Origin of the sequence: Pseudomonas sp. PDM13 (genome assembly GCF_025685765.1) — a bacterium.
GTDB lineage: Bacteria > Pseudomonadota > Gammaproteobacteria > Pseudomonadales > Pseudomonadaceae > Metapseudomonas > Metapseudomonas solani.
Map to the genome: position 1 here is coordinate 44128 of NZ_JAOTQU010000011.1, position 22957 is coordinate 67084.

Genomic DNA, 22957 nt, shown 5'->3' on the forward strand with positions numbered 1-22957 from the left:
GAGGCCCGCACGGGAAACCGTGCGGGCCTCTTTCGTTTCAGGTGGTGGAAGGCCTCAGCCGCGTGCGGCCATCAGGTGGCCCATGGCCTGGCGCAGGTAGTCCAGCAGTGCATCGCTGGCCCAGGAGCCGTGGCGCAGTTCCGGCTCGCTCACCAGCGCCTGGCGGATCTTCTGCTGGGTGCGTGGGTCGTCACCGGCGTAGGAGCGGAACAGCTCCAGCCAGCGCCGGGCGAGGGCCAGGGTCGCCGGGGCATCGGCTGGTGCGCCGGATTCCATCTGCTGCTGCACCTCGGCGATCAGCGGTGGCCATTCGTGCATGCGCTTGCCGTAGTTGGCCTTGAGGTAGGCGAACTCCTCGGGCGTCAGGTGGCGCTGGTAGATCGCCATCTTGGTTTCGCTGAAGGCCTGGACCACATAGGCCATGGTCTGCGGGGTGATGCCCGTTTCCTCGCGCAGCGCCGGTTCCGCCTCGTGCATGGCATTGAGCTTGGCGAACAGCACCGGGTTGCCGCCGGTGTCCGCCTCCAGCATGGTCATCCAGGTACGCGACAACGCCTGCGCCTCCTCGGCCTGGGGTGGTACGCCCTGGGCGATCAGTACCTGGACCCGGGCCACCAGCCCGGCCCATTCGCGCCGCCGCGCCTCGTCCGCATACAGGCGCAGTTGCTTCAGTTCTTCCGGGGAGAAATAGCTGTCGTACATATTCATCAACTCCAGAGTGGTGAGCCATTCGGAGAGTTCCGGCTCCTGGCCGCTCTTCAGCTGGCCACCGAGGGTGGCCAGGCGTTCGCGCAGAAGCTGCCGGTGGGCGATCTCCCGGTCGAGCTGGTGGATCTGCTGCTCGATGAGGGGGGAGAGCGATGCCTCGTCCAGCCACCCGCCGATCTCCGCCAGGGACAGGCCCAGCTTGCGCAGGACCTGGATCTGGTGGAGACGGGCGATGTCCGAGCGGCCATAGAGGCGATAACCGGAACCCGAGCGCGCGGAAGGGCGGAGCAGGCCGATCTGGTCGTAGTGGTGCAGGGTGCGGACGGTCAGCCCGCAGCGCTTGGCCAGTTCACCGACTTTCAATGACATGTCCTTGTGTCTCCTCGCGTGCCTGGCGGCATCCTCGGGCCTGACGTTGCGTGAGGGTCAAGCGAGGGCTGGAATCAATCCTGATTCAATCCTGGTGAGGCAGGGAGGGTTCGTGAGAAAGGGGCGGCGCGGCGTCGCGCTGCTGGCGCAGCCACTCCAGGCGCATGTGCAGCTGGGCGGCGAAGGTGCGCGCGGCGAGCTCCTCGTGGAAGCTCACACCGCGTTGTCCCATCTTTACCTGCCAGATCACTCGACCCCGTTGTTCGAGCACTACGATCTGCACGTCTCGCATCGATTCTCAGTCTCCGGCTGATGAAGCCTGGGGGCGGTCGCGGGTCTTGAACAGCGACAGCAGCACGCCACCGGCAAGCAGGCCAAAGGTTACGCCAAGAGAGAGCAGCGCGGGAATCTTGCCGATGAAACCGTGCAGGAAGATCTTGCCGCCGATGAAGATCAGCACCAGCGCCAGGGCGTACTTGAGGTAGACGAAGCGGTGCATCAGCGCGGCCAGGGCGAAGTACAGCGAGCGCAGGCCGAGGATGGCGAAGATGTTCGAGGTGTAGACGATGAAGGGGTCCTGGGTGATGGAGAAGATCGCCGGCACGCTGTCCACGGCGAACACCAGGTCGGCCAGTTCGATCAGCACCAGGGCGAGGAACAGCGGGGTGGCCCAGAGCAGGTGGTGCCCGGAGGCGTTCTGCAGGCGCACGAAGAAGTGCGCGCCGTGCAGTTCATCGGTGACCCGCATGTGCTTGCGCACGAACTTCAGCACGGGGTTCTGCGAGAGGTCGCGCTCGGCGTCCTCGCGGGCGAACAGCATCTTCACCCCGGTGAACAGCAGGAAGGCGCCGAAGATGTAGAGGATCCAGTCGAACTCCTTCACCAGCGCGGTGCCGAGGCCGATCATCAGCGCGCGCAGCACGATCACCCCGAGGATGCCCCAGAACAGCACCCGGTGCTGGTAGCGGCGGGGGATGGCGAAGAAGCCGAAGATCATCGCCATGACGAAGACGTTGTCCATGGACAGCGACTGCTCCACCAGGAAGCCGGTGTAGAACTCCAGCGCGGCCTGGGAACCCAGCTCGTACCAGACCCAGCCGCCGAAGGCGACGCCCACGCAGAAGTAGCCGCTGTAGAGCAGCAGGCTCTCGCGCATCTCGATTTCATGCTGGTCGCGGTGCAGGACGCCGAGGTCGAACACCAGCAGGCCGAAGACGATGGCCAGGAACACCAGCCACAGCCAGGTGGCGGTGCCGAGGAAGTCGGCGAACAGGAACGTGTGCAGAGCTGACATGAGCCCCTCCTTGCTTGTCGTGTTGAATGCTCAACAGTGACTCCGACATGGCGGGTGCAAACCGTCAGAGGGGCCCGGCGTCACATAAGGGAAGGCTAGCGCAGCGGCGTCGCCGGTAAAACCGGCAACGTTTCATTTCATTGCGCGCGGTCAAGGTTATCGACTGCGGAGGGGGCGGGGAGTGCGAAGGGAATGTTCAGCCGTGCTTTCCGGGATGGGTTGGGGGCATGCGATTGTAGGGGCGACTTCAGTCGCCAAGCGGAGCGCAGCGCCGCCATCCTTGAGCCAAAAGAAATCGCCCCCGTCCGGAGCGAACCGGACAGGGGCGACGAGGGCGCGGGAGGTCGGATCGGTCAGTAGACCCAGACTTCCACGCGGCGGTTCTTGATGCGGCCTTCCTCGCTGTTGGCGGCCACCGGCAGCTCGTCACCGAGGCCGGTGATCTCGCGGAAGGACACGCCGGCCTTGGCCAGTTCGCGGCGCACGGCCATGGCGCGCAGCTTGGAGAGGAGGGCGGCACGGCCCGGGTCGGCCTTGGGATCGCCGAAGCCCACCAGGGTCACCTGGTTGGACAGCTTGCCGCTCTCCTTGAGGTAGTCCAGCACGCGTTCCACGTCGCGCAGGGCCTTGTTGTCGAGGTTGGCGCTGCCTTCCTGGAAGCGGAAGTTCACCGACAGGCGCTGGGCGTCGCGGGCCAGTTGCTGGTAGTCCTTGGGCATGTCGGGCTGGGCGGCGACCTTCACCGCCTGCACCATCTGCGCGACGAAGCCGGTCTGGGCGACGATGGCCTGGCCGCGCGGGCCCTGGGCGAAGCGCACCAGGGCCTGGGCCCAGGGGTTCTTCTCGCCGGGCTTCATATAGAAGAACAGGCGGCGCGACAGCGGGTAGTCCTCGGTGGCGATCTGCGTCACCGACGGCGCCATGGCCTGGGATTCGCCATCGGCGATGGAGGCGGCGCGGGACTTGCCCACCGAGGCGAGGCCGACGAAACCGATGCCGGCTGCGTCGGCGCTGACGGCTTCGGAGAGCTTGTCGTTGGATTCGAAGCGCTTGGCGCTGGCGGCGAGGCTCTTGCCGTGGGCGGCCAGCACCAGTTCCTTGAAGGTGTCGAAGGTGCCGGACTTGTCGTCGCGGGCATACAGGTGGATGGCACCGCCCTTGCCGCCGATCTCCTCCCAGGTCTTCACCTCGCCGGCAAAGACGCGCGCCAGCTGCTCGGTGCCGAGGCTGGCCAGGGTATTGCCCGGGTTGACGATGATGGCCAGGCCGTCGATGGCGATCACATGCTCGCCATAGCGGCTCTTCAGGTCGCCGAACACCGAGAGGTCGCTGGCTTCGGCGTCCTTGATCGGGCGCGAGGCGGCGGCCAGGTCGGCGCTGCCGTCCTTGATCGCGACGAAGCCGGTGCCCGAGCCGTGGGCGGCTACGGTGATGCGCACTTCGCGGCCGTTGGGCGCGCGGCCCACCAGCTGCACTTCGTTCTCCTGGGTGCCGGGCTCCTGGCGGATGCCGCCCAGGCCTTCCTCTTCCATCAGGCCGCGTACCAACGCTGGGCCGAGCTTGGCGCCGATGGTGTTGGAACCCTGGATGCGCAATGCCGGGCTCTTGTCGGCGGGCAGGGGCAGGGCGGCGAACACCGACCAGGGCAGGGCGTAGCAGACGAAACCGAGCAGCAGCATGCTGAGGGTCCGGCTCCAGATATCTCGTTCACTGAGGTCGCGCATCATGCGGCGGGCCTTATCGCTAGGGGTGACTGGGAAGTGCCGCGAGATTAAGTCAGCGAGGTGACGGAGATATTACAAAGCGCTCTGCAATGGGCCCCGGGACCTTTCTCGCCACGCGCATGGCCCAGGGCCTACGACGGCTGCCCGGGCGCCCCGACATACCGCCCGCGCGGCCATCGGTATGGTTCGCAACTTTGTCTGGCCGGGCGGCAGGCAAGGAAGCTCAAGCGTCCCTCGCCCGCCCGTGCCAGGCACCAAGGCCCCGCTTTTCGGGGTGCATCCATGTGTGACTAAGGAGTTGGAAATGGCTGGCTGGTTCGAGCTGAAGAAGTACGGCAACGGTGAATATCGCTTCCGCCTGAAGACCCGGGAGGCGCAGGTCGTGCTGCAAAGCGGCCGCTACCCCTGCCGGGACAGCGCCGAAAGTGCCATCGCGCTGTTCCGCAACCACTGCGCCAATGAGGAGCGCTACGAGCGTCGCATGGCCACGGGTGGCAAGAACTACTTCCGTCTCAAGGCCGGACGCGAGGTGATCCTCGAAAGCCACCTCTATGACTCGGAGCCGACCCTCGATGCCGCCATCGAGAAGATCATGACCCTCGGCACCACGCCCAAGGTCGAGCTGGCCTAAGCCCGGCGGATAGCAAAAAGCCCATCGCGAGATGGGCTTTTTTGTGCCTGATTGCCGGGAAACCCGGTGCGATCAGCTCAGTTCCAGCCAGATCGGCGCGTGGTCGGAGGGTTTCTCCATGCCGCGCAGGTCGTAGTCGATGCCGGCGTCCTTGATCCGTGCCTGCAGCGGGCTGGTGGCGAGGATCACATCGATGCGCAGGCCGCGCTTGGGGTCGTCCTCGAAGCCGCGGCTGCGGTAGTCGAACCAGCTGTAGCGGTCGTTCACCTCGGGGTTGAGGTGGCGGAAGCTGTCCACCAGGCCCCAGCTCTTCAGGGTCGCCAGCCACTCGCGCTCTTCCGGGAGGAAGCTGCACTTGCCGGTCTTCAGCCAGCGCTTGCGGTTCTCCTCGCCGATGCCGATGTCGCAGTCTTCCGGCGAGATGTTGATGTCGCCCATCACCACCAGCGGCTGGTCCGGCTTGAAGTTGCCCAGCAGCAGCTCCTGCAGGTCGGCGTAGAAGCGTTGCTTGGCCGGGAACTTGGTCGGGTGGTCGCGGCTCTCGCCCTGGGGGAAGTAGCCGTTCATCACCGTCACCGGGTTGCCCTGTTCATCGGCGAAGGTGCCGTAGATGAAGCGGCGCTGGGACTCCTCGTCGTCATTGGGGAAGCCCTTGTGCAGGGACAGCGGCTCCTGGCGCGAGAGCAGTGCGACACCGTAGTGGCCCTTCTGCCCGTGGTAGTGCACGTGGTAGCCGAGCTTGCGGATATCCGCCTCGGGGAACTGGTCGTCGGAGACCTTGGTTTCCTGCAGGCCGATGACGTCCGGCTGGTGTTTGGCGATCAGCGCTTCGAGCTGGTGAGGACGGGCACGCAGGCCGTTGATATTGAAAGAAACGATCTTCATGACGGAGCCATCCTGGAAAAACGCCGATCCTAGCCCATCGTCGGCACGCCCTGCCACCCGTGTGGCGAGGCCTTGGGGGCGGTGCTACCTTGCCTGTGGGCCTGATAACCACATAACAAACGAGGTCACCGTGAATGCCTGGATACGTCCCCACCGCGCCGGTTGAAGTCCGCATGCTCGACGGCGGCTATGCCCGCGAGGCACGTTCGCTGCTCTACCACGCCTATCGCCACGAACCCACCTTCGCCTACCTCTTCGAGGCCGAGCGCGCCGGCTACGACCAGCGCGTACGCGCCACGGTGCGCGAGCTGGTGCAGCAGCATTTCCTCGAAGACCTGCCGGCCGTCGGCCTGCTCATCGAGGACCGCCTGGTGGGCATCGCCCTGATCGCGCCGCCGCAACGCCGGCTGGACATCACCGAAAGCTGGGGCTGGCGCCTGCGCATGCTGATGACCACCGGCTTCCGCTGCACCAAGCGCTACCTGGAGTACCACGACGCGGTGCTCGCCTGCCTGCCGCCGGGGCCTTACCACGTATTGCCGTTGCTGGGCATCCACCCGGAGTTCCAGGGCAAGCACCTGGGCGAGAAGCTGCTGCAGGCCCTGCACGACTGGTGCGCAGAGGATGCCGGCTCCCAGGGCGTGGTGCTGGATACCGGCAACGCCCGCTACCTGGAGTTCTACAAGCGCCAGGGCTACGAGGAGATCGGCGAGGTCGCGCTGGGGCCTGTGCTGGAACACGTGTTCTTCCATCCCAATCCGACGCCGACAACGGCGCTGCAAGCGAACGCGTAGGACGAGACTGTAGGCAACACGTGCTAGCATCCCGCGAATGAATTGGTGCCAAGGATTGCGTGGGCTACTCGCGCTCGGATTGTCGTGTCTCTGTTCGACCGCGCTGGCCAAGGCCTCGCTGGACGTCAAGGTGACCCCCGCCAATGCTGCCCTGAAGGCCAATATCGAGGCCTTCATCGGCAGCCTTGGCGACCGTGATGAAACCGCCCTGCGGCGTTACCGCCGTGCCGCGGAGGACCAGGCGCAGCAAGCTGCCCAGGCCCTCGGCTACTACCAGGCGGAGATCGACAGCCGTGTGCTTCCCGGCAATGACCCCAAGCTGCAGCTGGAGGTCGTGCCCGGCGAGCCCGTGCGCCTGCGCAACGTGCAGGTGCGTATCGAAGGCGAAGCGGGTGTCCTCAAGGCATTCCGCGTGCCCCAGAGCAAGGCGCTGCAGCCCGGCCAGCCGCTCAACCACGGCGCCTACGAAGACGCCAAGAAGCTCATCCAGAACCAGGCCCTGCGCTACGGCTTCTTCGATGGCAAGTTCCTCTCCCGGCGCCTCGACATCGACCCCCGCGCCGGCATCGCCGACATCGACCTGGTGTACGCCAGCGGCCCGCGCTACGACCTGGGTCGGGTCAGCTTCCAGGGCGACACCCCCTTCGACGAGGCGCTGCTCGCGCGCCTCGTGCCCTTCGCCGTCAACACCCCCTACGACGCCGACCTGGTGGCCAAGCTCAACCAGAACCTCCAGGCCAGCGGCTACTTCGACGAGGTGCGGGTGGATGCCCTGCCCGACCCGGGGGAGGGCCGGCGGATACCGGTCAAGGTCCAGCTCAGCGCGGTGAAGCCGCGCACCATGGGGCTGGGCGTCGGTTTCTCCACCGACGTCGGGCCGCGCGCGCGGGCCAACTGGACGCGCCACTGGGTCAACCCCCAGGGCCACCGCCTGGGTGCCGAAACCGAGGTGTCGGCGGTACGGCAGAACGTCGGCGCCTGGTACGAGATTCCCCTCGATCCGCCGCTGACCGACAGCCTGCGCTTCACCAGCGGCTTCCAGCGCGAGCAACTGGTGGACGTCGAGAGCCGCCGCTTCACCCTCGGCACCCAGTGGCAATCGAAGCTGCCGGATGACTGGCAGCGGGTCGTCTCCCTGCGCTGGGAGCAGGAGAGCTACGACTTCGGCGATGGCAGCCCGGACGGGCGCAGCAGCTTCCTCATCCCTGGCATCGGCTACAGCGTCACCCGCAGCGACAACCGCCTCGACCCCAGCCAGGGCTACCACCTGCAGGTGGACCTGCGCGCGGCCAAGGAGGGCATCCTCTCCGACGCCGACATGACCTACGCCAGCGCCCTGGCCAAGGGGCTCTACACCCTGCCCGGCGGGCACCGGGTGCTGGCCCGGGCCCAGGTCGGCGGCATCGCCACCACCGACTTCAGCGCCATCCCGCCGTCGCTGCGCTTCTTCGCCGGTGGCGACCAGAGCGTGCGTGGCTACGACTACCAGACCCTGTCCCCCGAGGATCGCCAGGGCAACAAGGTCGGCGGCCGCTACCTGGTAGTGGGCAGCGCCGAATACCAGTACCCGGTGGCCGAGCGCTGGCGCATCGCCGCCTTCGTCGACCGCGGCAACGCCATGGACTCGCTCAACGCGGCGATGAAGACCGGCGCCGGCATCGGCGTGCGCTGGGTGTCGCCGGTGGGGCCGATCCGCCTCGACCTGGCCAAGGCGCTGGACGACCCCGGCGGCTTCCGCATCCACTTCTCCATGGGCCCCGAACTGTGAGGCGCGGGCTCCGGCTCGGCCTGTTCGCGGTGGCCTGCGTGCTGGCCCTGGCGCTGGCGGGTGTCGGTGCGCTGCTGTTCAGCGAAGCCGGCGGGCGCTGGCTGCTGGCGCGGGTGCCGGGCCTCACCGTGGAAGGCTTCAGCGGCACGCTCGGCGGGCGCTGGAGTGCCGAGCGCCTGGCCTGGCAGCAGGCGGGCGACAGCCTTTCGATCACCGCGCCGGTGCTGGAATGGTCGCCAGGCTGCCTGTTGCAGCTGACCCTGTGCATCGACACGCTGACGGCCGACGACGTGGCCCTGAGCCTGGCCCCGGGCGGCGAGGCCTCCGATGAGCCCCTGCAACTGCCGGCCCTGGAGCTGCCCCTGGCGATCCGCCTGGGCGAGGTGCGCGTGCAGCGCTTCGAGCTGGACGGCAGCGAACAGCTCAGTGGCCTGCACCTGCGCGCCCAATGGCTGGGCGATGGCCTGCATATAGACGAAGTCAGCCTGCGCCACGGCGACCTGGCCCTGGCACTCCAGGGCACCCTGCAACCCCGTGACGGCTGGCCGCTCAAGGCCAGTGGCAGCCTGCAATTGCCAGCGGTCGAGGGCCAGCCCTGGTCCCTGGCCCTGGAGGCCGAAGGCGACCTGCAAGGCACCCTGGTGGCCCATGCGACCAGCAGCGGCTACCTGGCCGCCACCCTCGATGGCCAGCTGCAGCCCCTGGCGCCGCACCTGCCCGCCAGCGCGCGCATCCGCGCCGCCGCCTTCAAGGCCCAGGCCGGGCTGCCGGACACCCTCACCCTGCAACGCGTCGAGCTGGACGCCAAGGGCGACCTGCAACAGGGCTACGCCTTGCAGGGCCGCGCCAACCTGCCGGGGCAGGGCGGTGATGTCGCCCTCGACCTGGCCGGCAAGGTCACCGCCGCTGGGGCCGAGGTCCAGCGCCTGCTGCTCAGCGCCGCCGCCGAGCAGAGCCTGCAGCTGCAGGGGCGCATCGACTGGCAGCAGGCCCTGGCCATCGACGCCCAGCTCGCCTGGCGCGACTTCCCCTGGCAGCGCCTCTACCCCCAGGAGCAGGATCCGCCCGTGGCCCTGCAACGCCTGGACGGCGAGGTGCATTTCAGCGAGGGCCGCTACCAGGGCCGCTTCGACGCCGCGCTCAAAGGGCCGGAAGGCGATTTCAGCCTGGCCAGCCCGTTGCAGGGCGACCTGGCCCGCGTCGAGCTGCCCGACCTGCAGGTGACGGCCGGGCAGGGCAAGGCCCGTGGCCGCCTGCAACTGGGCTTCGCCGACGGCGTCGACTGGGACAGCGAACTGAGCCTGAGCGACCTCGACCCGGCCTACTGGCTGGCCGAATTGCCGGGCCGCCTGGCCGGCACCCTGGCGAGCAAGGGCAGCTTCCGCCAGCAGCTCGAACTCAAGGCCGACCTCGATCTCAAGGGCCAGCTGCGCGGCCAGCCGGCGCTGCTCAAGGCCGTGGCCGAAGGCGCCGGCCAGCGCTGGGACCTGGATCAGCTGCAGGTCCGCCTGGGCGACAACCGCATCGATGGCAAAGGCCGCCTCGACCAGCGCCTGGACGGCCAGCTGGACATCGCCCTGGGCCGCCTGGGCCAGCTCTGGCCCGGCCTGTTCGGCGGGCTCACCGGCAAGCTGGTGGTGGCCGGCAGCGCCGACGCACCCCAGGGGCAGCTGGACCTCAAGGGCGATCGCCTGGGCATGGGCGACCAGCGCCTGCGCCAGCTGACCCTGCAGGCGCGGCTGGATGCACGGCAGAACGGCACCCTGCAGCTGGACGCCAGCAAGCTCCAGGCCGGCGACAAGGCCCTGGGCGACCTCAGCCTCAAGGCCTCGGGTGATAAGCAGCGGCAGCAGCTGGAAACGCGCCTGCAAGGCCCTTTGCTCGAGCTGCAGCTGGCCCTCGACGGCCTGCTGGACAAGGGCGACTGGCGCGGCCGCCTGAGCCGGGGCGAACTGCAAAGCGGCGGCCAGGACTGGCGCCTGGAGCAACCTGCGAAGCTGCAGCGCCTGGCCGACGGCCGCCTGGAGCTGGGCGCCCATTGCTGGCGCTCCGGCCCCGCCAGCCTCTGTGGCGGCGACCAGCGCCTGCTGCCCGAGCCGAAGCTCGACTACCGCCTGCGTGACTTCCCCCTCGACAGCCTGGCCGAATGGTTGCCGGACGATTTCGCCTGGCACGGCACGCTCGACGGCGACGTGCAGCTCGAACTGCCCGCGCGCGGCCCCAGCGGTCGCGTGCAGCTGGATGCCAGCAACGGCGTGCTGCGCCTGCGCGAGGAGGGCAAGGACGGCAAGTGGGTCGACTTCCCCTACCAGGCCATGCGCCTGGAAAGCACCCTGCGGCCGCAGAGCATCGACAGCCGCCTGCTGTTCCAGGGCGAGCGCCTCGGCCGCTTGCAGGTGGACGCCCGGCTCGACCCGCGCCCGCTGCGCAAGCCACTGTCCGGCGACTTCCGCCTGGAAGGGCTGGACCTCGCCGTGCTGCGCCCCTTCGTCGCCGGTGTCGAGGAACTGGAAGGCCAGCTGGATGGCGCCGGCACCCTCGGCGGCACCCTGCTGGCGCCCAATGTGCTGGGCCAGGTGCGCCTGCACGGCGGCAAGCTCGCCGGCGGCGACCTGCCCACCCGTATCGAGGACCTCAGCCTCGACGCCCGCATCGCCGGCGAGAGCCTGGAGCTGAGCGGTGCCTGGCGCAGCGGCGAGAAAGGCAACGGCAACCTCTCCGGCACCCTGGCCTGGAGCCAGGGCCTGGAGATGGACCTGGCGGTCCGCGGCAGTTCGCTGCCGGTGGTGGTGGAGCCCTACGCCAACCTGGAAGTGGACCCCGACCTGCGGGTGCGCATGGCCGACCAGCGCCTGGCGCTCACCGGCAAGGTGCTGGTACCCCGTGGCCAGATCAAGATCCGCGAGCTGCCGCCCCAGGCGGTCAAGGTGTCGCCGGACGCGCACCTGGTGGGCGAGCGGGAGGAGGAGCAGGCGCCGCTGCAGTTGGCCATGGACATCGACGTCGAGGTGGGCCAGGAGCGCCTGTCCTTCAGCGGCTTCGGCCTCACCGCCGACCTGGCCGGTCACCTCAAGGTGGGTGACAACCTGGCCGGGCGCGGCGAACTCAACCTGAAGAACGGCCGCTACCGCGCCTATGGGCAGCGCCTCGACCTGCGCCGTGCGCGCCTGCTCTTCGCCGGGCCGCTGGACCAGCCCTACCTGGACGTGGAGGCGATCCGCAAGATCGGCGACGTCACCGCCGGCATCCGCCTCAACGGCCGTGCCGACGAACCCACCACCCAGGTCTTCTCCACCCCGGCCATGAGCCAGGAACAGGCGCTGTCCTACCTGGTGCTGGGTCGCCCGCTGGAGCGCGGCAGCGACGGCAACGCCCTGGGCCAGGCCGCGTTGGCGCTGGGCCTGTCCGGCAGTGCGCCGCTGACCAGCGAACTGGCGCAGAAGCTCGGCCTCAAGGACTTCCAGATCGGCGACGACGGCGCCACCGGCGTGCTCACCGACCGCCTCAGCATCCGCTACGGCCTCGGCGTGCTCGAACCCACCAGCGTCGTCGCCCTGCGCTACGAACTCACCAAACGCCTCTACCTCGAAGCCGCCAGCGGCCTCGCCAGCTCCCTGGACCTGTTCTACAAGCGTGATTTCTGATGGGGCAGGTGTTGTAGGGGCGAATTCATTCGCCCATGGGCAACGGAGCGGCCCTGTTGGTGAGCGAAGCGGAACCCTGCTCCAACTTTCTTCGCCCAGCGCATCGCCACGTGGTGCGCACGGACTTTCGTAGGATGGTGTAGAGCGGAGCGAAACCCATGCGGGTCGACGCGGCCCATGATGGATTTCGCCGGGCTCTACCCATCCTACGGCTCTGTGCTTTGGGGAGGCTGGAGGGCTGCCGCAAGCGCAACGGCGCGGGTTCCAGGCGACTGACGGTGCTTTTCAGGGGCGGCGATAGACCTCAGAATCTATCCCGAACACACCTCCCCAGGGATTCGAAACGCGTGGAAGTTTCCGCCGCCTCCATCTCCGACGCCAGCGCCGCCCAACTCGCCATGAAGGTGCAGATCGCCGTGCTCAAGCAGTCGATGGACATCCAGTCGCAAAGCGCCCTGGCGCTGCTGGAAGCGGTGCCTTCGCCGGTTTCCAGCAACCCGCCGAACCTCGGCAACACCATCGACGTGATGGCCTGAGCCGCTGCGCTCGGCGTCCGCTTAACCGCTCGCTTTCCTCAATCGCCGTTACCCGGCTCGCTGCACACACGGTTGCGCCCTGACTGCTTGGCCCGATAGAGGGCCCGGTCGGCGCGGGCGATCAGGCTGTGCAGGGTGTCGTCCGGGTGCATCTCGGCCAGGCCGATGCTCACCGTCACCTGCAATTCCTTGCCTTCGAACGGGTAGTGCTGCGCCTGCACCTGCTCGCGGATCTTCTCCGCCAGGAGGAAGGCCGTGGCGCTGCCGCTGTCCTTGAGCAGCAGGATGAACTCCTCGCCACCCCAGCGGCAGATGATGTCCGACTGGCGCAGGCCGGCCTTGAGGTTCTGCGCGAAGCCATGCAGCACATGGTCGCCGGCCAGGTGGCCATAGGTGTCGTTGAGCACCTTGAAGTGGTCGAGGTCCAGCAGCAGCGCCGTCAGCGGGCGCTGTTCGCGGCGGGCCTCCTGCAGCGCCTGGCCGGCGAGGATGTCGAAGCCGCGGCGGTTGGGCAGCTCGGTCAGCACGTCGGTGGTGGCCAGTGCGGCGATGCGCATCTGGTAGCGGCGCACCAGCAGGTTGAGCAGGGTGAGCACCACGGCGGTGACCGCCAGGCAGATGAACAGGTTGAGGTAGAGCGTGTTGCGGATGTGCGACAGGGCGCCGTCCTCGGCCTTGTCGACGAACAGGTACCAGTCCAGCTCGGGGATGAAGCGCACGTTCAGGTAGTGGCTGTCGCCCTGTTCATTCCAGGTGAAGTCGCCGCCCTGGGGGCGCGGCAGCTTGGCCACCAGGTCGCGCATGCCGTCGATATCCGCCAGGTTCTGCCCGACCGTGGCCCCCATCGGCCCGCCCTGGGCGCTGGTCAGCACCAGCTTGCCGGTGGTGTCGACGAAGTAGATGGAACGCTCGTAGCGCTCCTGGTAGGCGTCGATCAGCTTGACCACCGCATCCACCGTCAGGCCCACGCCGGTGGCGCCGATGAAGCGGCCGTCGTAGTCCAGCACCTTGTAGTTGATGAAGATGGTCATGCGGTCCTGGTTTGCCATGTCGACGTCGACATTGATCTCGTAGGGCTCCTTCATGTCGCGCACGCGGTAGTACCAGACGTCGCGCTGCTCGTCCTCGCTCACCTTCTTCAGCACGCCCTTGGCCTGGTAGTAGGTCTGGGTGCGCTCGGAGATGTAGAAGCTGGTGAAGGCGCCGTAATGCTCCTGCACCTCGCGCAGGTAGCGGGTCATCTGCCCCGGGTCCTGCTCGCCCTGCATGGCCCAGTCGCGCAGGAAGGTATCGCGGCTCATCATCGAGGAGATGAGAATCGGTCGCACCAGGTCCTTCTGGATCTCGGAATAGACGTTGTCCGAGGTCAGCGGCAGCTCGGTGTTGACGATGCTGTCGCGGATCGACTCCAGGGAGGCGTAGTAGCTCACCAGCGAGGTGACGAGAAAGCCGCTGGCGAGCAGCAGCACGAGCAACACCACCAGCAGGTGCTGGGTCTTTCTGGAGCGTGGGCTGGAAGGCATCGGGCGAGGAGGTCCCTGGTCAAGTGGCACTATGCTAGCCACTCGTCAGGGCGGCGTCACGGGTGATATGCCCGGCATTTCAGCCTTTGGGCACCACCACCTCGCTGATCCAGGGCTCCAGGCGCTTGCCGTAATTCAGTTGCAGTTCCAGCGGCCCGTTGGGCGGCATGTAGGCGCTGTCGCGCAACTGGCTGTCCAGCGCCTCACGCCAGTGGAGGGGCACCTGCACGGCCGGCACCGCGAGCCGCGAAATCTCGCCCACCATGCGCGTCTTGCCGTCGTCGGTGCGCAGCCAGACATAGACTTCGCCACGCACCACCGCCTGTCGCTGGCGGTCGGGGTGGCGTGCACGCAGGGCTTCGGCGTCCAGGCCGACGTCGACCACGAACAGGCGGCTGGCGGTATCACGTTCCTGCTCCAGCGCCTTGCGGGCGTCCGACTCGCGCTCCTTGCGTTCACTGTCGCCGGGGTCGCGGGCCAGGGCCTCGGTGGCCTTTCGCAGCCGCTGTTCGGCGCGCTGCAGCGCCTGCTGCCGGGCCGGGCCGTCCAGTTCCAGCACCAGGAAGGCTTCATGGGTGTTCAGGTCGATTTCATTGGCGGCCGGGTCATAGGGCGGGAAGCCGAGTTCCACCAGGCGGTCGTTCTCCAGCCATTCACCCCGGTATGGCTCGTCCTCGTCGTTGAGCGGCAGTACGCGCCAGTCCAGCCTCAGGGCCAGGGCGCTGTTTTCATCGCTGCCCCAGCCGAAGCTGGTGTAGTCGCGGTGCACTTCCCGTTCGCTCAGGCGCAGGCTGCTGTCCGGCTCGCCGGAGCGGTTGTACCAGGCGCCGGCGAACACCACGGCATTGGTGGCCAGCACCAGGGCCAGGGCGGCAGGCAGGGCGTAGCGGCGGTCGAAGAGCTTCATGGGCGTTCCTCCCCATTGAGCCAGCTGCGGCGCAGGCGGCCCAGCACCAGCAGGATGAGCACGGCGATCAGGCCGAGCAGCAGGAAGAACAGGTACTTGGGCATCAGCTCCCACCACCAGTCGAAGAGCTTGGTGTAGAGAAAGATGATGAAGAAGGTCAGGGCGCCGTTGACCACTTCGGGCCAGTCGCGGCGGGTGCCCAGCCAGATGCCCAGCGCCGCGAGCACGAAACCGGCCAACTGGTAGCCGCCCTCGATCAGGTCGTGGCTGCCCGGCAGGTAGCTGCCGCTGCCCCAGTTGGCGAGGATCAGCAGGGTGAGGAACAGGGTGATCAGCCCCACCAGGCGGTAGGTGGCGGCGAAACCGGCGTAGCCCGCCTGGGAGATGAACTGCGGGATCAGGAACACCCCCAGCGCCGCCGGGATGAAGTTTTCCGGGCGCTCGCCCACCTGCAGCCAGTAGCAGCCGCCCCAACTGCCGACCCGTGCCGAGACGAAGCCCATCAGGCAGATCAGCCCGGCCACCAGCAGCAGGCGTGCGTCACAGCCGTAGGCCAGCAGCAGGGCGAAGGCCCCCCAGGCGAGGAAGGCACGGTCGGAGGGCGTGATGTTGAAGATCTGCCCGAGCATCACCAGGTTCAGCACGAAGGCGACGAAGGTGAGCATCGCCGCCAGCTTGCTGAAGTAGCCGGACGGGTCGCGGCGGCGTACTTGCCAGGTCAGCGCCAGGCCGAGCAGCGGCACGCCGCCCAGGATCAGCACCTGCGCGCTTTCCGGCAGCAGGCCCCAGAACTGATAGAAGAAGAACAGCAGGCTGGCGCCCAGGGCCAGTGCGCCCAGCAGCGAGGCGATGCGCATGCTCAGGGACAGGCGGCGGGTCTGTTTGTCGGAGTCGATATCGAAGCGGTCGTGGAAATCGGCCAGCACCCGGCGGTGGTGTTCGCCCAGGCGCGCCATCTGCGCGTCGTCCAGGGGCAGTGCCTGCTCCTGGCGCAGGCGTTCCGCTTCACGCTGGAAGGCCTGGATGTCGTCAGCGCGTTGCTGCGCCTGGTCGCGGTTTTGCGGCTGCATGGCGGGTCCTTTTGCGTGCGTTGCCGCCTCGCACTCTAGAACCGTCGCGGTGGATGGGCAATGCGCAGCGTGCCGGCGCGCGATGCAGGTCGCTTTAAGGGGGATCTTGTAGGAGCGAGCTCTGCTCGCGAAGAGGTGGTGCTACGCACCGCTTGGCGAATGAATTCGCCCCTACAAGATGATGTGACGTGGCCCCTACGCCTCTTCCATCACCACCACCCGCTGGCCGGCGCGCACCGGGGAGCCGGGTTGCACGCGAACTTCGCGGACCACGCCGTCACGGGGGGCGGTGAGGGGGATTTCCATCTTCATCGACTCCAGAATCACCAGCACGTCGCCGGCCTTGACGCTGGCGCCGGTCTCCACCTGCACCTGCCAGAGGTTGCCGGCGATATGGCTTTCGATGGCGTGCTGGCCGGCGCCCAGGGGGGCGTCTTCGCCCAGGTCCGGCGCCAGGTCCTCGCTGTCGAAGTGGGCCTGGCCGGAGGCGATCCAGCGTTCCCGCTCGGCGTTGAAGGCCGCGTGCTGCTGGGCGCGGAAGGTGGCGATGCCTTCGGCTTCGGTGGCGAGGAAGGCCTGGTAGTCGGCCAGGCGCAGCTCGCTGTGCTCGATGCGCAGCGGGAAGCGCCCCAGGGGGAAGTCGCGGCGGATGCGCAGCAGCTCATCGGCGCTCACCGGGTAGAAGCGGATCTGGTCGAAGAAGCGCAGCAGCCAGGGCTTGCCGTCGAAGGCCGCGACGTCGCGGTAGCGGTTCCACATCTGCAGGGTACGGCCGACGAACTGGTAGCCTCCGGGGCCTTCCATGCCATACACGCACATGTAGGCGCCGCCGATGCCCACCGAGTTCTCTGCCGTCCAGGTACGCGCCGGGTTGTATTTGGTGGTCACCAGGCGGTGGCGCGGGTCCAGCGGGGTGGCCACCGGCGCGCCGAGGTAGACGTCGCCCAGGCCCATCACCAGGTAGCTGGCGTCGAACACCGTGCGCTGCACCTCGTCGAGGTTGGGCAGGTCGTTGATGCGGCGGATGAACTCCAGGTTGCTCGGGCACCAGGGCGCGTCCTTGCGCACCGTGGTCATGTACTTCTCGATGGCCAGCTGGCAGGCCGGGTCGTCCCAGGACAGCGGCAGGTGAACGATGCGCGACGGCACGGCGAGGTCGCCGGCGGCGCAGACGCCGTCCCAGAGCCCCGCGACCACCTGCAGCAGGCGCTCCAGGGGCAGGGTTTCCGGCTGGTAGTGCACCTGCAGCGAGCGGATGCCCGGGGTCAGGTCGATGACGCCTTCCAGCGCCTCGGCCTCCAACGCCTGCATCAGCGCGTGACCACGGAAGCGCAGCACCAGGTCCAGCTCCGCCGCGCCGATCTCCAGCAGCAGGTGGGTGTCGCCGGAGAGGCGGGCCACCAGGCGTGTGGCGTCCTGGCCCAGGTCGAGGACGATGGGGCTCGAAAGCCCGGTCGCACCGGTAGGCGCGGATTGATCCGCGATATCACTGGCGCCGGCATCGCCAATGAATTCGCTCGTGCAGAGGGTGGTGCATTCGCGGTGGCGTGCCTGGGCCAGTTCCCGCGCCGTGGCGATATCCACCGGCTCGAAGCGCACCTTGTCGCCGGCCTTGAGCTGGCCGAGCTGCCAGAGGTCGGCTTCGATGATGGTCACCGGGCAGACGAAGCCGCCGAGGCTGGGGCCGTCCGGGCCGAGGATCACCGGCATGTCGCCGGTGAAGTCCACCGCGCCTATGGCGTAGGGGTTGTCGTGGATGTTGGAGGGGTGCAGGCCGGCCTCGCCGCCGCTTTCGCGCACCCATTCCGGCTTCGGACCGATCAGGCGCACGCCGGTGCGGCTGGAGTTGAAGTGCACTTCCCAGGCGGTGGCGAAGAAGGTCTCGATAGAGGCCGGGGTGAAGTATTCCGGCGCGCCGTGGGGGCCGTAGATCACGCGGATGCGGCGCAGCGCCGGCAGCGGCGGGCACAGCTCGGTGGGCAGGCTGGCGCCGGCTTCGCGGTTGGCCAGGGGCTGCAGGTGCAGCACGTCGCCGGCGCGCAGGGCGCGGCCGCCATGGCCGCCGAACTGGCCGAGGGTGAAGGTGCTCTTGCTGCCCAGGTAATCCGGCAGCTGCAGGCCGCCGCGCAGGCACAGGTAGCTGCGCGCACCGGCGCCGGCGATGGTGCCGAGGGCGAGGGTGGCGCCGGCTGGCACCCGCAGCGCGGTGTTCAGGGGCTGCGGCTGACCGTCGAGGGTGAGCGGGATCGGCGCGCCGGTGACGGCCACCACCGCGTCGGTGTTGAAGCGCAGGCTAGGGCCGCTCATGGTGATTTCCAGCGCTGCGGCGCCTTCCTCGTTGCCCAGCAGGCGGTTGCCCAGGCGCAGGGCGCGGCTGTCCATGGGGCCGGACGGCGGCACCCCCACGGCCCAGTAGCCGAGGCGCCCGGGGTAGTCCTGCACCGTGGTCTGGGTGCCGGCGCCGAGCACCTCGAAAGTGTGGGCGCGGTAGGCGAGGTGCTCCAGGCAGCGGGTCCAGGGCTGGCCGCTGGCGAAGGGCGCGTCGATCAGGATCTGCCGCAGGTAGTCGCGGTTACTTTCCACGCCGTAGAGCAGCGAGCCGGCCAGGGCGCAATCGAGGGCGGCGCTGGCCTCGTCACGGGTTGGCGCCCAGGTGATGAGCTTGGCGATCATCGGGTCGAAGTAGGGCGGGATTTCGCAGCCGGCTTCCACCCAGGTGTCGATGCGCAGGGCGCGGCCGTCCGCCTCGGGGAAGCGCACGGCGGTGAGCAGGCCGGGGCTGGGCTGGAAGTCGCGGCCCGGGTCCTCGGCGTAGAGCCGCGCCTGGATGGCGTGGCCGCTGGGCGCAAGGCCGCGGGCCAGCTCGGCGAGCGGCGGCAGGGTGCCGGCGGCCAGCTCGACCATCCAGCGCACCAGGTCGACGCCCCAGACCTGTTCGGTGACGCCGTGCTCCACCTGCAGGCGGGTGTTCACTTCGAGGAAGTAGAAGCGCTCGGCCTCGCTGTCGTAGACGAACTCCACGGTGCCGGCGCTGCGGTAGCTGACCGCCTTGGCCAGCTGGATGGCGGCGGCGCAAAGGTCCTCGGCCATGCCGGCGGGCAGGTTGGGTGCAGGGGTTTCCTCCAACACCTTCTGGTTGCGCCGCTGCACCGAGCAGTCGCGCACGCCGAGGGCGATCACCTCGCCACGGCCGTCGCCGAACACCTGCACTTCCAGGTGGCGGGCGCGCTGGATGTACTTCTCGATGAACACCCCGGCGTCGCTGAAGTTGTTCTGCCCCAGGCGCTTCACCGCGTCGAAGGCCTCGCTCAACTCGCTGGCCGAGCGGCATACGCGCATGCCGATGCCGCCGCCGCCGGCGGTGCTCTTGAGCATCACCGGGTAGCCCACCTGTTCACCAGCCAGCAGCGCCGCGTCGAGGCTTTCCAGCAGCTCGGTGCCTTCCAGCATGGGCACGCCCTGGGCCTTGGCCAGGGCGCGGGCGGTGTGCTTGAGGCCGAACACCCGCAACTGCTGCGGCGTCGGCCCGACGAAGGCGATGCCGGCCGCCTCGCAGGCTTCGGCGAAGGCGGCGTTCTCGGAGAGGAAGCCATAGCCGGGGTGGATCGCCTGGGCGCCGCTGTCGCGGGCCACGGCGAGGATCTTCTCCACCACCAGGTAGGTGTTCGCAGCCGGGCCTTCGCCCAGGCTGTGGGCCTCGTCGGCCTGCTGGATGTGCAGGCTGGCGATGTCCGCCTCGGAGTACACGGCGACGCCGCGCACGTCGAGTTGGCGCAGGGTGCGGAGGATGCGGCAGGCGATGGCGCCGCGGTTGGCGATCAGGAGTTTTTCAAACATTGCGGAGCCCTCGAAAGGGATGACGGGCCGTCCCGCCTTGTTCGTCTGCACCACGGTCGTCCGTGGCTGAGCATGCTGTCACCTGTAGGAGCCAGCTCTGCTGGCGAAGCTTCGCGAGCAGAGCGAGCGCCTACGGTCGAGGTCTGGAGGTGTTCTGCAGGCACTGCCCTGAACGGCTCTGGCACAAGAGGAACAACCAACGCCGCACCCCTTGCAGCTTGCCGCTTGCCACTTCCAGCTGCCTTTTCACTCCCATACCAACACCTGCGCCGGAGTGGGGTTGTAGCCGTTGCAGGGGTTGTTCAGCTGCGGGCAGTTGGAGATGAGGACGATGATGTCCATGTGCGCGACCAGCTCGACGTACTTGCCGGGGGCGGAGATGCCGTCTTCGAAGGTGAGGCCGCCTTCGGGGGTTACCGGCACGTTCATGAAGAAGTTGATGTTGGCGCTGATGTCGCGCTTGGCCAGGCGGCCGTCGTGCAGGCTGGCGCGCAGGAAGTTGTCGCGGCAGCTGTGCATGTAGCGGGTGTCCAGGGCGTAGCGCACGGTGTTGCTTTCCTGGGCGCAGGCGCCGCCGAGGGTGTCGTGGCGGCCGCAGGTGTCGGCGACGATGCTCAGCATGGGGTTGCCGAGGTTGGACCAGAGCACGCTGCCGGCGCTGAGGTAGACGCGGTTCTGCTTGCGCAGGGTGCGCTGCACGTCATAGCGCTCGCGGGGGTTCTGCGCGTTGAAGAAGAGGGTGTCCACTGCCTGGTTGCCTTCGAGGTCGAGCAGGCGCAGGGTCTGGCCGGCCTTCACTTCGGTCATGAAGGGTTCGCCGGCGGCGATCACCGCGCGGTAGACGGCGGCTTCGGGGTGCTTGTCGCTGGGAGTGGGGTTCATCGGGCAGCCCTCAGATGTACAGACGTTCGGTGTTGTGGAAGCCGCGGCCGTTCTCCGGGCGCGAGGTGCGGCAGAGCACGCTGATGCCGTCGCTCTCGACCTTGTGCCAGCTCAGGTTCACCGGCTTCGGGGCGTAGACGGGGTCGGGGTCCATGGGGTGCTGCAGGGCGGTGAGCACCACCAGGCTGTCCATCGGCGCGTAGAGTTCGACGTAGTCGCCGGCTTTCGAGTGGCCGGGCTGGAAGTGGAAGCAGCCGTCGGCGTCCACCGTGACCTTGCTGAACAGGTTCAGGCACATGAGCAGGTCCTGCAGGTTCAGGTCCCACTTGCCCATCTCCACCAGCAGGTTGTCGACGCCGTTGCGGAAGAAGCCGTTGCGCAGTTCCTGGTAGCGGCCGGCGCCGTATTTCTCCTGCACTTCATTGGCACTGAGCACGCCGCCGAAGCTGTCGTGCCAGCCGCAGCTGTCGGCGGTGATGGCGGCGAGCACGCGGCCCATGTCCGAGTACAGGCAGTGGCCGGCGGTGAGCTTGGCGGTGTGCTGGCACTTGAGGCTGTCCGGCAGGTTCAGGCGCTCGCTTTTCTCGGCGGCGTTGAACAGCAGCAGGCTGACGTTGGCGCCGCCCTCGATGTCGCTGATGCGCAGCAGCTGGCCGCGCTTGAGGACGAAGGAGGTGTGGCCGCCGCCGGGGACGGTTTCTTCATAAAGGGTGGGGCGCAGGGCCAGGGATGCGGTCATGGGCAGGCTCCTTTCAATGGGCCGGGGCGGGCTGCAGGGCACGGGTGACGCGCTCCGGCAGGGCTTCGACGGCGGCGCGCGCGGCGCGGCGGTCGCTGTTCAGGGGGATGTCGTAGGTGATGCGCGCGCCATAGGCACCGGGCGCTTGCGGGTCGTGGCGGACCTTGTCGAAGACCATCAGCCGGGTGCCGAGGGTGAAGCCTTCGGCCAGGTCGTGGGTGACCATGAACACGGTCAGCCGGGTTTCCTGCCACAGGCCCAGCAGCAGCTCGTGCATGTCCTTGCGGATGCCCGGGTCGAGGGCGCCGAAGGGTTCGTCCAGCAGCAGCACGCGGGGCTTCATCACCAGGGCCTGGGCGATGGCCAGGCGCTGCTGCATGCCGCCGGAGAGCTGCGCGGGGTATTTGTCCAGGGCGTGGCCGAGGCCGACTTTCTCCAGCATCACAGCGGCCTGTTCGCGGGCGGCACGACGGGCACCGCCGAACAGGCGGCCGAACAGCGGTGCGCGGGGCAGCTCCAGGCCGAGGGCGACGTTGTCCAGCACCGAGAGGTGGGGGAACACCGAGTAGCGCTGGAACACCACGCCGCGGCTGGCATCGGGCTCGGCCACCAGGGGCTGGCCGTCCAGAAGCAGCTGGCCACGGCTGGGCGTTTCCTGGCCCAGCAGCATGCGCAGGAAGGTGGACTTGCCGCAGCCCGAGGCGCCGACCAAGGTGCAGAACTCGCCTTCGGCGACGCTCAGGCTGAGGTTCTCCAGCACCACCTGGTCGCTGTATTCCTGCCACAGGTTCTTCACTTCGATGAAGGCGCTCATGCCTTGGCTCCTTCGTACCAGGGGAAGGCCAGGCGGGTGAGCTGGCGCAGGCCCAGGTCCATCAGCCAGGCGAGCAGGGTGATCCACACCACGTAGGGCAGGATCACGTCCATGGCCAGGTAGCGGCGGACCAGGAAGATGCGGTAGCCGAGGCCGTCGGTGGAGGCGATGGCCTCGGCGGCGATGAGGAACAGCCAGGCCGAGCCCAGCACCAGGCGCAGGGAGATGAGCAGGCGCGGCAGCAGCTGCGGCAGCACCACGCGCAGGATCAGGGTCCAGGTATTGGCGCCCAGGGTCTGCGCCTTGATCAGCAGTTCGCGGGGGATCTCCCGGGCGCGCTGCTCCAGGTCGCGGGCGAGCACCGGGGTGATGCCGATGACGATCAGCATCACCTTGGACAGCTCGCCCAGGCCGAAGACGATGAACAGGATCGGCAGGATCGCCAGCGGCGGCACCATCGACAGCACCGTGAGCAGCGGCGACAACGGCGCGCCGAACAGCGGCAGGGTGCCGGCGGCGATGCCCAGGCACAGGCCCAGCAGGGCGGCGACGGCGAGGCCGATGGCCAGGCGCTTGAGGCTGGAGGCGCTGTCCTGCCAGAACAGGTATTGGCCGCTGCGCTTGTCTTCGGTGAACGCCAGGCGCTGCACCGCATCGACCATCTGCGTGGCGCTGGGCAGCAGTTTGTCGTTGGGGTTCTCCGTGAGCCGCGCCGCCGACCCGGTGAAGTAGGCGAACAGCAGCAGGGCGAAGGGCAGCAGGATCAGCAGCAGCCTTCCTGCACGGTCCGGGTGGCGGTTGATCAGGCGCATGGCGAGGTCTCGGTGATAGG

The 22957-nt window shown here is 68.2% G+C and carries 18 protein-coding genes; 5 read left to right on the plus strand and 13 right to left on the minus strand.

Annotation, left to right across the window (positions count from 1 at the left end; all coding sequences use genetic code 11):
- Positions 1-54 precede the first annotated feature (54 nt).
- The 4 genes from OEJ36_RS13395 to OEJ36_RS13410 all read right to left on the minus strand — a co-directional run bounded on the left by OEJ36_RS13395 (position 55) and on the right by OEJ36_RS13410 (position 4095).
- Complete coding sequence (locus OEJ36_RS13395; RefSeq protein ID WP_263401902.1) at positions 55-1077, minus strand: MerR family transcriptional regulator; 1023 nt, start codon at positions 1075-1077, stop codon at positions 55-57.
- 85 nt (positions 1078-1162) lie between these two features.
- Positions 1163-1369: a hypothetical protein gene (locus OEJ36_RS13400; protein ID WP_021221225.1), complete on the minus strand. Its 207-nt coding sequence runs from the start codon at positions 1367-1369 to the stop codon at positions 1163-1165.
- A gap of 6 nt (positions 1370-1375) precedes the next feature.
- Positions 1376-2371: a TerC family protein gene (locus OEJ36_RS13405; RefSeq protein ID WP_263401903.1), complete on the minus strand. Its 996-nt coding sequence runs from the start codon at positions 2369-2371 to the stop codon at positions 1376-1378.
- Positions 2372-2724: 353 nt separating this feature from the next.
- The gene (locus tag OEJ36_RS13410; protein ID WP_411861003.1) at positions 2725-4095 is read right to left on the minus strand and encodes a substrate-binding domain-containing protein; all 1371 of its coding nucleotides are present in this window, start codon (positions 4093-4095) and stop codon (positions 2725-2727) included.
- A gap of 304 nt (positions 4096-4399) precedes the next feature.
- Here OEJ36_RS13410 and OEJ36_RS13415 point away from each other — a divergent pair, with 304 nt between their 5' ends.
- Positions 4400-4726, plus strand: a complete 327-nt coding sequence (locus tag OEJ36_RS13415) for a YegP family protein (protein WP_263401905.1) — start codon at positions 4400-4402, stop codon at positions 4724-4726.
- Positions 4727-4798: 72 nt separating this feature from the next.
- Here the strand turns inward: OEJ36_RS13415 and xthA are convergent, their stop codons facing one another.
- On the minus strand, positions 4799-5611 hold the full coding sequence (xthA, locus tag OEJ36_RS13420; protein ID WP_263401906.1) for an exodeoxyribonuclease III: 813 nt from the start codon (positions 5609-5611) through the stop codon (positions 4799-4801).
- Between the two features lie 134 nt (positions 5612-5745).
- Between xthA and OEJ36_RS13425 the strand changes: the two genes are divergently transcribed.
- The 4 genes from OEJ36_RS13425 (at position 5746) to OEJ36_RS13440 (ending at position 12353) form a co-directional block, all read left to right on the plus strand.
- On the plus strand, positions 5746-6405 hold the full coding sequence (locus tag OEJ36_RS13425; protein WP_263401907.1) for a GNAT family N-acetyltransferase: 660 nt from the start codon (positions 5746-5748) through the stop codon (positions 6403-6405).
- A gap of 37 nt (positions 6406-6442) precedes the next feature.
- Positions 6443-8173 (plus strand): autotransporter assembly complex protein TamA, encoded by a 1731-nt coding sequence (locus tag OEJ36_RS13430; protein WP_263401908.1) that lies wholly within the window; start codon positions 6443-6445, stop codon positions 8171-8173.
- Positions 8170-11817 carry a translocation/assembly module TamB domain-containing protein gene (locus OEJ36_RS13435; protein WP_263401909.1) on the plus strand — a complete coding sequence of 1216 codons (3648 nt, stop codon included), beginning with the start codon at positions 8170-8172 and terminating at the stop codon, positions 11815-11817. The genes OEJ36_RS13430 and OEJ36_RS13435 overlap by 4 nt, the downstream gene beginning before the upstream one ends.
- Positions 11818-12164: 347 nt before the next feature.
- A complete protein-coding gene (locus OEJ36_RS13440) occupies positions 12165-12353 on the plus strand; it encodes a YjfB family protein (protein ID WP_263401910.1) in 189 nt (62 codons plus the stop codon).
- Positions 12354-12391: 38 nt separating this feature from the next.
- On the opposite strand, the gene OEJ36_RS13445 is transcribed toward OEJ36_RS13440, so the two are convergent.
- The 8 genes from OEJ36_RS13445 to OEJ36_RS13480 all read right to left on the minus strand — a co-directional run bounded on the left by OEJ36_RS13445 (position 12392) and on the right by OEJ36_RS13480 (position 22937).
- The gene (locus tag OEJ36_RS13445) at positions 12392-13876 is read right to left on the minus strand and encodes a sensor domain-containing diguanylate cyclase (RefSeq protein WP_263401911.1); all 1485 of its coding nucleotides are present in this window, start codon (positions 13874-13876) and stop codon (positions 12392-12394) included.
- Between the two features lie 79 nt (positions 13877-13955).
- Positions 13956-14783 (minus strand): DUF4824 family protein, encoded by an 828-nt coding sequence (locus tag OEJ36_RS13450; protein ID WP_263401912.1) that lies wholly within the window; start codon positions 14781-14783, stop codon positions 13956-13958.
- The gene (locus OEJ36_RS13455) at positions 14780-15853 is read right to left on the minus strand and encodes a DUF2157 domain-containing protein (protein WP_263401913.1); all 1074 of its coding nucleotides are present in this window, start codon (positions 15851-15853) and stop codon (positions 14780-14782) included. The genes OEJ36_RS13450 and OEJ36_RS13455 overlap by 4 nt, the downstream gene beginning before the upstream one ends.
- A 195-nt stretch (positions 15854-16048) precedes the next feature.
- Positions 16049-19690, minus strand: coding sequence for an urea carboxylase (gene uca / locus OEJ36_RS13460; RefSeq protein WP_263401914.1), 3642 nt, complete (start codon positions 19688-19690; stop codon positions 16049-16051).
- A gap of 246 nt (positions 19691-19936) precedes the next feature.
- Entirely contained in the window at positions 19937-20572 is a 636-nt protein-coding gene (locus OEJ36_RS13465; protein ID WP_263401915.1) for an urea amidolyase associated protein UAAP2, read from the minus strand.
- Positions 20573-20582: 10 nt separating this feature from the next.
- Positions 20583-21311: an urea amidolyase associated protein UAAP1 gene (locus tag OEJ36_RS13470; protein WP_263401916.1), complete on the minus strand. Its 729-nt coding sequence runs from the start codon at positions 21309-21311 to the stop codon at positions 20583-20585.
- A 13-nt stretch (positions 21312-21324) separates the two neighbouring features.
- The gene (locus tag OEJ36_RS13475; RefSeq protein ID WP_263401917.1) at positions 21325-22125 is read right to left on the minus strand and encodes an ABC transporter ATP-binding protein; all 801 of its coding nucleotides are present in this window, start codon (positions 22123-22125) and stop codon (positions 21325-21327) included.
- The gene (locus OEJ36_RS13480) at positions 22122-22937 is read right to left on the minus strand and encodes an ABC transporter permease (protein WP_263401918.1); all 816 of its coding nucleotides are present in this window, start codon (positions 22935-22937) and stop codon (positions 22122-22124) included. Before OEJ36_RS13480 ends, OEJ36_RS13475 begins: the two co-directional genes overlap by 4 nt.
- Positions 22938-22957: the final 20 nt, after the last annotated feature.

What these genes read in the sequence shown, in the direction of transcription:
- uca (WP_263401914.1), bottom strand. Translation starts at nt 19,690, where the DNA reads ATGTTTGAAAAACTCCTGATCGCCAACCGCGGCGCCATCGCCTGCCGC.
- OEJ36_RS13405 (WP_263401903.1), bottom strand. Translation starts at nt 2,371, where the DNA reads ATGTCAGCTCTGCACACGTTCCTGTTCGCCGACTTCCTCGGCACCGCC.
- xthA (WP_263401906.1), bottom strand. Translation starts at nt 5,611, where the DNA reads ATGAAGATCGTTTCTTTCAATATCAACGGCCTGCGTGCCCGTCCTCAC.
- OEJ36_RS13445 (WP_263401911.1), bottom strand. Translation starts at nt 13,876, where the DNA reads ATGCCTTCCAGCCCACGCTCCAGAAAGACCCAGCACCTGCTGGTGGTG.
- OEJ36_RS13470 (WP_263401916.1), bottom strand. Translation starts at nt 21,311, where the DNA reads ATGACCGCATCCCTGGCCCTGCGCCCCACCCTTTATGAAGAAACCGTC.
- OEJ36_RS13450 (WP_263401912.1), bottom strand. Translation starts at nt 14,783, where the DNA reads ATGAAGCTCTTCGACCGCCGCTACGCCCTGCCTGCCGCCCTGGCCCTG.
- OEJ36_RS13415 (WP_263401905.1), top strand. Translation starts at nt 4,400, where the DNA reads ATGGCTGGCTGGTTCGAGCTGAAGAAGTACGGCAACGGTGAATATCGC.
- OEJ36_RS13425 (WP_263401907.1), top strand. Translation starts at nt 5,746, where the DNA reads ATGCCTGGATACGTCCCCACCGCGCCGGTTGAAGTCCGCATGCTCGAC.
- OEJ36_RS13465 (WP_263401915.1), bottom strand. Translation starts at nt 20,572, where the DNA reads ATGAACCCCACTCCCAGCGACAAGCACCCCGAAGCCGCCGTCTACCGC.
- OEJ36_RS13480 (WP_263401918.1), bottom strand. Translation starts at nt 22,937, where the DNA reads ATGCGCCTGATCAACCGCCACCCGGACCGTGCAGGAAGGCTGCTGCTG.
- OEJ36_RS13410 (WP_411861003.1), bottom strand. Translation starts at nt 4,095, where the DNA reads ATGCGCGACCTCAGTGAACGAGATATCTGGAGCCGGACCCTCAGCATG.
- OEJ36_RS13475 (WP_263401917.1), bottom strand. Translation starts at nt 22,125, where the DNA reads ATGAGCGCCTTCATCGAAGTGAAGAACCTGTGGCAGGAATACAGCGAC.
- OEJ36_RS13455 (WP_263401913.1), bottom strand. Translation starts at nt 15,853, where the DNA reads ATGCAGCCGCAAAACCGCGACCAGGCGCAGCAACGCGCTGACGACATC.
- OEJ36_RS13400 (WP_021221225.1), bottom strand. Translation starts at nt 1,369, where the DNA reads ATGCGAGACGTGCAGATCGTAGTGCTCGAACAACGGGGTCGAGTGATC.
- OEJ36_RS13395 (WP_263401902.1), bottom strand. Translation starts at nt 1,077, where the DNA reads ATGTCATTGAAAGTCGGTGAACTGGCCAAGCGCTGCGGGCTGACCGTC.
- OEJ36_RS13430 (WP_263401908.1), top strand. Translation starts at nt 6,443, where the DNA reads ATGAATTGGTGCCAAGGATTGCGTGGGCTACTCGCGCTCGGATTGTCG.